Origin of the sequence: Gracilibacillus saliphilus, assembly GCF_010994085.1 — a bacterium.
Taxonomy (GTDB): domain Bacteria; phylum Bacillota; class Bacilli; order Bacillales; family Amphibacillaceae; genus Gracilibacillus; species Gracilibacillus lacisalsi.
The window spans coordinates 23,576-33,052 of sequence record NZ_WJEB01000047.1 but is presented as its reverse complement, the minus strand read 5'-3'; the positions used below and the strand labels follow the sequence as shown (position 1 = coordinate 33,052).

The 9,477-nt window shown below is 34.4% G+C and carries 8 protein-coding genes and 1 pseudogene; 1 reads left to right on the top strand and 8 read right to left on the bottom strand.

The window, feature by feature from the left end; all coding sequences use genetic code 11:
• The 6 genes and pseudogenes from GHT08_RS20605 to GHT08_RS20580 form a co-directional block, all read right to left on the bottom strand.
• A pseudogene (locus GHT08_RS20605) lies at window positions 1-297 on the bottom strand (hypothetical protein); the annotation flags it as partial.
• 146 nt (window positions 298-443) lie between these two features.
• A complete protein-coding gene (locus GHT08_RS20600) occupies window positions 444-1,061 on the bottom strand; it encodes a hypothetical protein (RefSeq protein WP_163583271.1) in 618 nt (205 codons plus the stop codon).
• A 147-nt stretch (window positions 1,062-1,208) separates the two neighbouring features.
• Window positions 1,209-1,826, bottom strand: a complete 618-nt coding sequence (locus GHT08_RS20595) for a hypothetical protein (RefSeq protein ID WP_163583270.1) — start codon at window positions 1,824-1,826, stop codon at window positions 1,209-1,211.
• Window positions 1,827-1,842: 16 nt separating this feature from the next.
• Window positions 1,843-2,439: a hypothetical protein gene (locus tag GHT08_RS20590; RefSeq protein ID WP_163583269.1), complete on the bottom strand. Its 597-nt coding sequence runs from the start codon at window positions 2,437-2,439 to the stop codon at window positions 1,843-1,845.
• Between the two features lie 268 nt (window positions 2,440-2,707).
• The gene (locus tag GHT08_RS20585) at window positions 2,708-3,328 is read right to left on the bottom strand and encodes a DUF4352 domain-containing protein (protein ID WP_163583268.1); all 621 of its coding nucleotides are present in this window, start codon (window positions 3,326-3,328) and stop codon (window positions 2,708-2,710) included.
• Between the two features lie 18 nt (window positions 3,329-3,346).
• A complete protein-coding gene (locus GHT08_RS20580) occupies window positions 3,347-4,957 on the bottom strand; it encodes a DUF5702 domain-containing protein (RefSeq protein WP_163583267.1) in 1,611 nt (536 codons plus the stop codon).
• Between the two features lie 645 nt (window positions 4,958-5,602).
• Here GHT08_RS20580 and GHT08_RS20575 point away from each other — a divergent pair.
• Window positions 5,603-6,376, top strand: coding sequence for a hypothetical protein (locus tag GHT08_RS20575; RefSeq protein ID WP_163583266.1), 774 nt, complete (start codon window positions 5,603-5,605; stop codon window positions 6,374-6,376).
• 86 nt (window positions 6,377-6,462) lie between these two features.
• Here the strand turns inward: GHT08_RS20575 and GHT08_RS20570 are convergent, their stop codons facing one another.
• Window positions 6,463-7,653, bottom strand: coding sequence for a response regulator transcription factor (locus GHT08_RS20570; protein WP_238343633.1), 1,191 nt, complete (start codon window positions 7,651-7,653; stop codon window positions 6,463-6,465).
• 5 nt (window positions 7,654-7,658) lie between these two features.
• Complete coding sequence (locus tag GHT08_RS20565; RefSeq protein WP_163583264.1) at window positions 7,659-9,467, bottom strand: cache domain-containing sensor histidine kinase; 1,809 nt, start codon at window positions 9,465-9,467, stop codon at window positions 7,659-7,661.
• Window positions 9,468-9,477 lie beyond the last annotated feature (10 nt).

Sequence of the window (9,477 nt, the reverse complement as noted above, 5' to 3'; positions counted from 1 at the left end):
CAAAATTTCAAAGTTTTTAACTATTACTTCGTATTCACCCAATGTACTTTCAACTCTACCTGTCTCTCCCAGGCTTAAAATTTCGTCACTATCGGTTTCTTCTTGAGACTGTTGTTCTGTCGATTCATCATTTTCTTCTTCACTATTACTTTCCTGATTAGCGTGCTCCTCAGTTGTTTCTTCTTGATTGGTTGAATCATTATCAGTATCATTCACTTCTTCCGAATCTCCTGAGCTACAGCCTATTACAGCTGTTGCTAATACTGTTCCAAGAAACCCTATTATTATTTTTTTCATTTGGAAATCCTCCTCGCGGATTACAAATTCCTATTAAGGTTCATAGTTTTTATTCTTTCTGTTAATCACAAATATTCTTATAGACAAAAGAAAGCATAAAAATGTAGATTGATTTGCGAGGGGAATTCCCCCTCATCCCCAATCATTTAGTTACTTGCTTCATCTGCGCTAAATCGCCAAGTTATTTCTGTTGCAACGCCTGATAATCCAGCATTAAGCACCAAATCATAACTATCAGAGTCTCGTAAATCAAATAAAAATTGTGCAGTTGCGCCGTCTCCACTTTCCAATGTTTCATCTAATAAATCAATTGATTCGATAGAAGTATTTTCAGTACTCAACACTTCACCGAACAACATTGCATCGTATATATCTTTTCCTTCAATAGCATTGTTCCCTGTATTAGTAACTTCAAAGTCCACAAGAATAAAGTTGTCCTGTAACGGCTCTTCCCCATCAATCGTTTCTAATATTTCGAAACTTTGAACTGTAACTTCGTAGTCACCTACTGTACTTTCAACTTTACCTGTTTCCCCCAAGCTTAAAATCTCATTACTATCGGTTTCTCCTTGGGACTGTTGTTCCGGCGATTCATCATTTTCTTCTTCACTATTACTATCCTGATTAGAAACGTCCTCAGTTGTTTCTTCTTGATTGGTTGATTCATTGTCACCACTTATCTGTTCTTCTGTATCTCCCGAACTACAGCCTATTACTGTTGCTGCTAGTACCATTGCTAATGACGCAAATATGATTTTCTTCATTCTTCTCTCTCCTTGCTTATATACAGTCTCTTTTAAAGTTCCATTAGTTTATGCTTACCTTTATTTACAAGGTTCTTATAGACAAAAGAAAGCATAAAAATATAGATCGATAGGTTGAGAGGGGATAGTCCCCTCATAACCTTTTCCTTAATTACTTGCCTCATCTGCGTTAAGTCGCCAAGTTAACCTAGTTGCATTTGATTCTAATGCCCCAAAATTCCAAACTAAGTCATAATACTCTGATTCATTATTATAAAAAATCATTTCTCCTTCTACAGTTTCTCCTACTTCTATGTCTTCATCTATTTCATTAATGAATTCATAACCATATTGATTACCTTGTCCAGTTCCCTCATCATTGAATATATCACCCGCATATATGTCTTCACCTGAAATGACTTCATCATCAACATTCTTAATCGCTAATTCAACAACCACAAATAAATCCATTAAAGATTTTTCACCTTCTATTTCTTCATGCATTTCAAAAGACTTAATAGTCACTTCATAGTTGCCCGAAACACTTTCAACTAGACCCGTCTCTCCTATACTCAGAAGGTCACTATCAGCACCTTCCTTTGATTCCTCTTCTTCTTTAGAATTTTCATTCGTTTCTTCTTCATTACTTTCATCTTTATCATTCTGTTGTTCATTTTCTTCGTTGCCAGTTTCATTTGGCAACTCATCTTTTGTATCATTAGAACTACATCCTATAAGCGTGGTTAAAAATACTAGACAAATTATGCAAAATTGTAATTTTTTCATGACTTATTCTCTCCTTTTAATATGAAAAGTTTGCTTCTTCTTTAAAAATATATCGATTACTATCTACTTGCCCATCAAGAATTCTTACAAAACTTAAGGATCGCGCAATTTGGGGTACAAATATCAATTTTTCTGAAATATCCGTTGAACCATTAACATACGTTTTTCGCTCAATTAAATTTACATCTGTATTTTTTTCTATTACTGCCATTATTCTTTTCAGGCGCGAATCTCCACTAGAATTTATAAATAAGAATAACCTTAAATAATCTTTGTACGTAATATTTAAGTGTCTTATCGGGGTAATTTCATCATTTAATAAGGGCGCGGGTTCACTTTTTATAAGTGATTTAAAGTCATTAGTTGATTCCTCTAACGCATGTGCCAAGGCAGCAACAAAAACCGCCAATGGATGACCAGCTCCTCGGACATGTGACTGAGTAAAAGCATCAATAAACCTCAAAGCAAATCTCGTCGCAAACAGCTGTGATAGTGCAAAAGAATAATTCTTTCCTGGTTCTAAACTTCCGTATAAAATATATTCTACTTCCCGATTTTCTAAAAGTGCATCTTGTGCAAAGTTGCCAGTAGGATCAGCACTTTCAAAATGCATTAGAATATATTCGTTTTTTATATAATTCATTCCTTGAGTTAACTAGTGCATTGCCCATTCCGCTAAACATTTTATCCATCAAGCCTTTGGCATCCTTAGCACTGGAAATTAATCACTAACAAAACCGTCTAATTCTTATCTTTCTTAGTTCATTTAGTCATACCAAGTTTTATGCTTTCCTTTATTTACAAGGTTTTTATACTCAAAAGAAAGCATAAAAATGTAGATTGATAGGTTGAGAGGGGACAATCCCCTCAGAACCCTTTCCTTAATTACTTGCCTCATCTGCGTTAAGTCGCCAAGTTAACCTGGTTGCGTTTGATTCTAGTGCTCCAAAATTGAATACTAAGTCATAGTACTTTGATTCTTCTGCATGAAATAACAATTCACCGTCCACGGTTTCGTTTACTTCTATATTTCCTTCGAGCATATTAACTGAATCATAATAATAACTATTACCTTCACTTAATTCCTGATCATCAAATAAATCTGCTCCATAGATGTCTTCTGCCTTAATTACTTCATCACCAATATTCTTAACTGTATAATCAATTAAAATATAAAAATCCAACATGGAAGATTCACCTTCCATTTTATCTAAATATTCAAACGCATTTACTGTGATTTCGTAATCACCCACAACACTCTCCACTACTCCAGTCTCTCCTATAGATAAGAATTCACCATCATCAGTATTCTTTTCATTTCCGTCATTTGAATTAGGATCATTTTCATTATCAGATACTTCATTATCATCGATACTATTACTTTTTCCCGTTTCTTCATTTACTGTTTTATCAGTTTCCTCAGTTGATTGATCACCATTGTTACAACCAATAACCAAGATTGCCAACAACAAAATTATTATACTTAATTGAATTTTTTTCATTCTGCTCTCTCCTTTTTATTAATATGAAAAATGTGCTTTCTTATTAAAAATAAACCGATCATTATCTACACTACCATCCAGTGCCCCTACTATATTTAAACTTTGTGCAATTTGAGGAATAAAAACAAGACGATCTGATGCACTTACACTACCTTCTATATATGTGTGTCTTTTGGTTAGATTAACATCAGTATTTTTTTCTATTACTGCCATAATACGTTTTAACCTATTATCATTACTAGGGTTTATAAATAAAAACAATCGCAAATAATCTTGATAATCAATTCTTAGTGCTTCCCTGTTAGTAATCTGATCGTTAATTAACGGAGCTAATCTCCCACTAGATATATCTTTAGTATCTTGTGTAGCTTCCTCTAACGCATGTGCCAAGGCAGCAACAAAAACCGCCAATGGATGACCAGCCCCTCTGACATGTGACTGAGTAAAAGCATCAATAAACCTCAAAGCAAACCTCGTCGCAAACAGCTGTGATAGTGCTAAAGAATAATTTGCTCCTGGTTCTAAACTTCCGTATAAAATATATTCTACTTCCCGATTTTCTAAAAGTGCATCTTGTGCAAAGTCGCCAGTAGGATCTGCACTTTCAAAATGCATTAGAATATATTCATTTTTATATAACTCATTCCTTGAACTTACTAGTGCATTACCTATTCCGCTAAACATATCGTCCATCAAGCCTTTGGAACTCTTAGCACTGGAACTTGCATCACCACTTAAATCGACTTCTTCAGGATCTGGACCATTTCCCTCTATATACTCGTTGTATTTACCAAGTATCTCTTCTAATTGTGTATACTCATCTATTTCTCCTATAGTCTCTTCTAGATCTGCTAAAGTATCCTTTGCTTCATCATTTAATTTTTCAGACTCTGTTTCATTTTCCTCCATTGACGGATATTTATCATCTTCTTCAAACTCTTCGCGATCTTGTTCTAATTTATCAGAACCTGTATCAATTTCATTCGTACCTACATTCATTTTGGCAAGGATATCTCTTCTTAATTGCTGAAGGTCCCCTTTACTGGACGAACTGAAATCGGTATGAATGCCATCAAAAAAGCTCTGAATATCCCTCATTTCATCTATCGCACGGTAGATTGGCTCTTTTATCTCGTCAAAAAAGGACGGCTCATACGGATAGTCTTCCAGTTTTGCACTATTTTCTTTAATTTCTTGCAATGCATCATCAACTTCTTCAGATGCTACACCTGATGGTGGCCCTTCCGCTTTCTCCTCTGCATCACTATAGTTTGCATCTGCATTATTATTGGCATCATCGATTGCATCTTTAATTTCCTTATTTAAATCTTTCGCTTTTCCGATTCGTTCGCTAATTTCTTCGAGTCCATCGATGATTTCTTCTGATAAATCGATCATCTCTTCTACTTTCTTTTCTCCATCATCTTCAAATGTTTGTTTATCTTCTGTCTTTTGCTCTACTTCTTGTTCATTATCTTCTATTCGGTCCTCATGTGTCTCGATTTCGCCTTTTGCAAGGCTAATCTCATCTTCCACGTCCTCAATGTCATCTTTTAAGTCATCAATAGTACTTTCCGGTGTTTCTGATTCATTTTCTTCTGATTCTAGTTCCTCTAGTTCATCTTCCAATTCTTCGAGTTTATCCTCAAGCTCTTTTAAATCATCCTCTAATCGCTTGATACTCGATTGACGTCTATCAGTATCATCATTTAATGCTTCAATTTCATCATCCGCTTTACTATATGTATCATAGTGATAAATGACATCGGAGGAGAGATTGATTTCAGGTTATGCAGGATAGCTATTCTTCGTTGCTAATTCCTTTTTGAAGTCATCTTGACATTGTTCTGCCCCTATCGATCGAGGTAAATATATGTGAAATTTCGCAATAAATCTTCAATCTAAACAAATTTAGACATATATAGGAAAAGTTAACCATTTACTATTTAAACATAATTGGTTATAAATGGAATAGGTCATTCAATTCGTTTTTGTCCACTAAAAAAGTCATAGTACATATTTCGTTAATGAGCAAAATAGCCTACATCGTTTTTATGAATGCTTAAAAATGACTTCAACCCCGGGACCTTTGTTTGAAAAGAGCTCAAACGACACGACGTCACCTGTTTTAAAGTTAAAATAGTAAAATATATTCATTTTTGAATTATGCTAACAAAAGGTGCAATAGTTCTATTACAATATATAAGGCAACATTTTACAAAAAGAACCATTCTTTGCTATTATTCAATTAAATTTTTATAGAGGAGAGATTTTATGAAGTGTTATAATTGTGGAACTACCGTGGAAGAGGAGATCAGTTATTGTAAAGAGTGTGGCGCTACTATGGAAAAGGAAACTGATGAAATTATTGATTCTACATTAGTAGCGACGGAAGAATCAACCCAAAACAATGCCTTTTTAGATCAAGTCAAGATTATTAGCTCACATTATGTCCAATCACTACCAAATGCGCTAAAAAGGCCTTTTGAAACCAGTACAAAAGCAAATGAAAAAGATAAGGTCAATAGTTATATTACCTTTAGTCTTTTAGCAATATTCCTATCCTTGTATACCTATATCACATCGATCAAAATTGGTGGAGGGTTATTTTATGAACCGTCCTTTTTCAATGATTTTATTAAACCATTACTTGGTATCCTAATCATTCTAGCAGCACTTAACGGTATTATATTTGCCATGACTAAAATCATGAAAATAGATACATCCTTTTATACCGTATTTAGCAAACTAGCAATTCTATTGATTATCCCTACTGGTTTAACAATAATTGCTGTTCTTTGTCTAACTTTATCGATTACGTTCTTATCTACGATGTTGTTTTCTTTGGTTATGCTACTAACATTTATTTCAAGTATTATCGTATTTTTCACTTTATTTAAAGAGAATCCGATTCCGAATGGCTCTATGGATATTTACTATATTATTTTTATAGCGAACTTGGTTATTTCCATCGTTTTAGCTATTGTTAGTTCCAGTCTTATCGGTAATTTCATCGGGAATATTGGCGGAGGAATTTTTTCTTATTAAATCTAAATGTTTGTAAGAAGCTGACTTGTAGAGCAGCTTCTTTTTTTTATTTTATCTTGCAACTTTGAGGCAGCCATTATCCTCCGTTATAATTGATGTTTGTACTGTTTCGGGGTCATACCAATCGATTTCCTAAATGCTGTGCTGAAATAGTGTTGTGAATCATACCCTACTTGCTCAGCAATTTCCCGGATGCTGAGATCTGTTGTTTTCAATAAATCTTTTGCCGCTTGTAAACGCATTTGCGTTACTAATTTTACGTAAGATACCCCTAAATCTTGTTTAATCATTTTACTAAGGTAAACAGTTGAAACATGAAGCGATTCAGCAATGCTCTCTAATGTTAAGTGAGAATCACGATAGTGTTTGCGAATATATTGGATCGATTGTTTAACCAATGGGGAAAGTTGCATATATTTATTTAATTCTTGCTTAACTTCCGCATACTTAGAAGGAATATTTGAAAATTCCACACCTATTTGTTTAGCATAAACATGTTGCGCAAGTTCCTTTGTTATGAACTCTTCTAGATGTAACACTAAGTCTGCTGGTGTTTGTTCCCAAATAAGAATAGAAATCCAATGAGTATTTTCTAAAAAGATGGCATGTCCATACTTTCTCATGTCTTTTTCCAATAGCTCTTCTATTGCCTTTAATTGTTGCTTCCGCTCCTGTTCACTAAAAAAAAGGTGCTCAACTTCGCCATCGAGCCATTTCATAACAATCAATGATTGAGGGGCAGATCGAGGGAGTTCTAAAAATTGCAATTGATTTTTCACCTCTTCTTCCCCTAAGTTTTCTGACATCCAATCTAGAAAAAAGCGGTTTCTTAACTGCTTATGATTCTTTTTCACTTGTGTAGAAGCCTGCTGTAAATAGTTTTCTTCTTGCCTTTGCTGATCTAATTGTTGTTTTACCTCTTTCAGAATACCAGCTAATTGATTAGGGTTTACCGGCTTCAATAAATAATCCTCTACTTGTAGGCGAATCGCTTCTTGAGCATATTGAAAATCATCATATCCAGAAATCACTACCATCCGACAATCATGTAATTGATTTTTAATTTTCTTCATTGCCGTAATGCCATTCATAATCGGCATATTCAAATCGATTAGTAACACATCAATTTTATGTCGGATAGCTAAGTCGACTGCCTCTTCGCCATCTTCTGCTTCTGCTACAACTTCCATGTTAAAATCACCCCAATTAACGGAAGACATTATTCCATCACGGATGATAAATTCATCATCCGCTATTAGCACTTTCCAATATTCCATCTTGATCACTTCTCCCTCTCCTCAACACTATTATTCATAATTGGCAATAAGATCGTAATAGTTGTTCCGACATCTTCTTGACTTTCTATTGTCAGACCATAATCGGGGCCGTGTGTTAATTGAATTCTTGCTTGCACATTCAGCATGCCATATCCTTTTTTATTCCTTGTCTCTTCTGGATTTTCAGTTTGGATTATCGATTCAGCCAATGCTTCTCTCATATCGCTCAATTGTTTTGGGGGCATTCCTTTTCCATCGTCACTAATCTTAATAAGTAAGTTTCCATCCAAAGATTTGGCTTCAATATTTATATGCCCCGCTCCACGTCGTTCTTTAATCCCGTGATAGATTGCATTTTCAATAATTGGTTGCAGAATGAATTTTAATATTGCTTTATTTGTGATAGATTCCTCGACTTTAATATCATAATTTAACTTTTCACGATATCTTGTTTTTTGTATTTTTAAATAGCTTTCGATATGATCGATTTCTTTAGCCAATGTAATGATATCGCGCCCCTTACTCAAACCGATTCGAAATAGCTTAGCTAGTGATTCTACTACTTCTGCCACATCATCCGCCTTCTGCTTTCTTGCCATCCATTGAATGGTATCTAGTGTGTTATAGAGAAAATGCGGATTGATATTCGCTTGTAAACTACGAAACTCTGCATCTCTTTTTTGCCTTTCCTGTCTTTCTGTCAGATGCATTAAACCATTAAGCTTCGTTAGCATTGTATTAAAACTTCTGCCTAATAGACCAATCTCATCAAACCTTTTCTCTTTATACCTCACCTTCAAATCTCCATCTTCTGCCTTCTTCATAAAAGATACAAGCTGCACAATCGGTTTCGAGATCGAATGTGACAGAAAATAAGATACCGGAATACCGAAAAACATAATGATAAAAATAAAAATTACTAAATAAAAATTAATTTCACGCAATCCAAAGATAGTTTCTTCTGTAGGGAATACACCCACCGTAACCCAATTGGCAAAAGGAGAGCGTTGATAAATAAATTGAAACTTTTCCCCTTTGATCGTTTTAGAGAAATCCCCTGATTGCTGTTCACTAACCCATTTAAAAGGTATTTGACTCACAATTGGTTGGTTAGGCTGGTAAATACTTTGACCTTTATCATCAATCACCATTAAATATCCACTTTTCCCTAACGTAACATCTTTTACTGTTTCCGCAATGGCTCTTCGTTTTAAGTCTATTAATACTACACCATGAACTTGTTCAGTAAATGGATCTATTACTGCTCTTACAACTGTTATCACATCTTCATTCGTATAATCTACGATAGAATTCAACCTTCTACCATCTGGTCGACCAATAATCTTAAAGATACCATTATTGTTAACAGCTTCTTGATACCAAGATGTTTCCGTTAAATCTATGGTAGATGGAGCATATAATTCGTTACTAACATATTCACCTTCATCGTTTATTACCATTATTCCTGCTACCTCTGATGATACAGTTGTAAAATTTCGCAAGTACCGTTGTATATCATATTTATTATCAGAAAAAGCCGCCTCTTCACCTTGACCTAGAAATTGCTCGACATCTTCGTTATTCGCAATCATATAGGTATAACTTTGTAGATTACTGATGTAAAACTCGAAAGATTCGTTTACTTTACCAATTAGTTGCATTGTATTGTCATTAACTTGTTCTTCCATTACACGCTCAACCGTCCAACTGATTAATAAAGCTAAACAGAAAATCGGCAATATACTAATTAATAAAAAGTGTGATATTAATTTATAGCGAATTGGAATATTATTAATTTGTATCCAGCGCTTCACAGAACATCCA

What these genes read in the sequence shown, in the direction of transcription:
- GHT08_RS20575 (WP_163583266.1), top strand. Translation starts at nt 5,603, where the DNA reads ATGAAGTGTTATAATTGTGGAACTACCGTGGAAGAGGAGATCAGTTAT.
- GHT08_RS20600 (WP_163583271.1), bottom strand. Translation starts at nt 1,061, where the DNA reads ATGAAGAAAATCATATTTGCGTCATTAGCAATGGTACTAGCAGCAACA.
- GHT08_RS20570 (WP_238343633.1), bottom strand. Translation starts at nt 7,653, where the DNA reads ATGGAATATTGGAAAGTGCTAATAGCGGATGATGAATTTATCATCCGT.
- GHT08_RS20585 (WP_163583268.1), bottom strand. Translation starts at nt 3,328, where the DNA reads ATGAAAAAAATTCAATTAAGTATAATAATTTTGTTGTTGGCAATCTTG.
- GHT08_RS20595 (WP_163583270.1), bottom strand. Translation starts at nt 1,826, where the DNA reads ATGAAAAAATTACAATTTTGCATAATTTGTCTAGTATTTTTAACCACG.
- GHT08_RS20590 (WP_163583269.1), bottom strand. Translation starts at nt 2,439, where the DNA reads ATGCATTTTGAAAGTGCTGATCCTACTGGCAACTTTGCACAAGATGCA.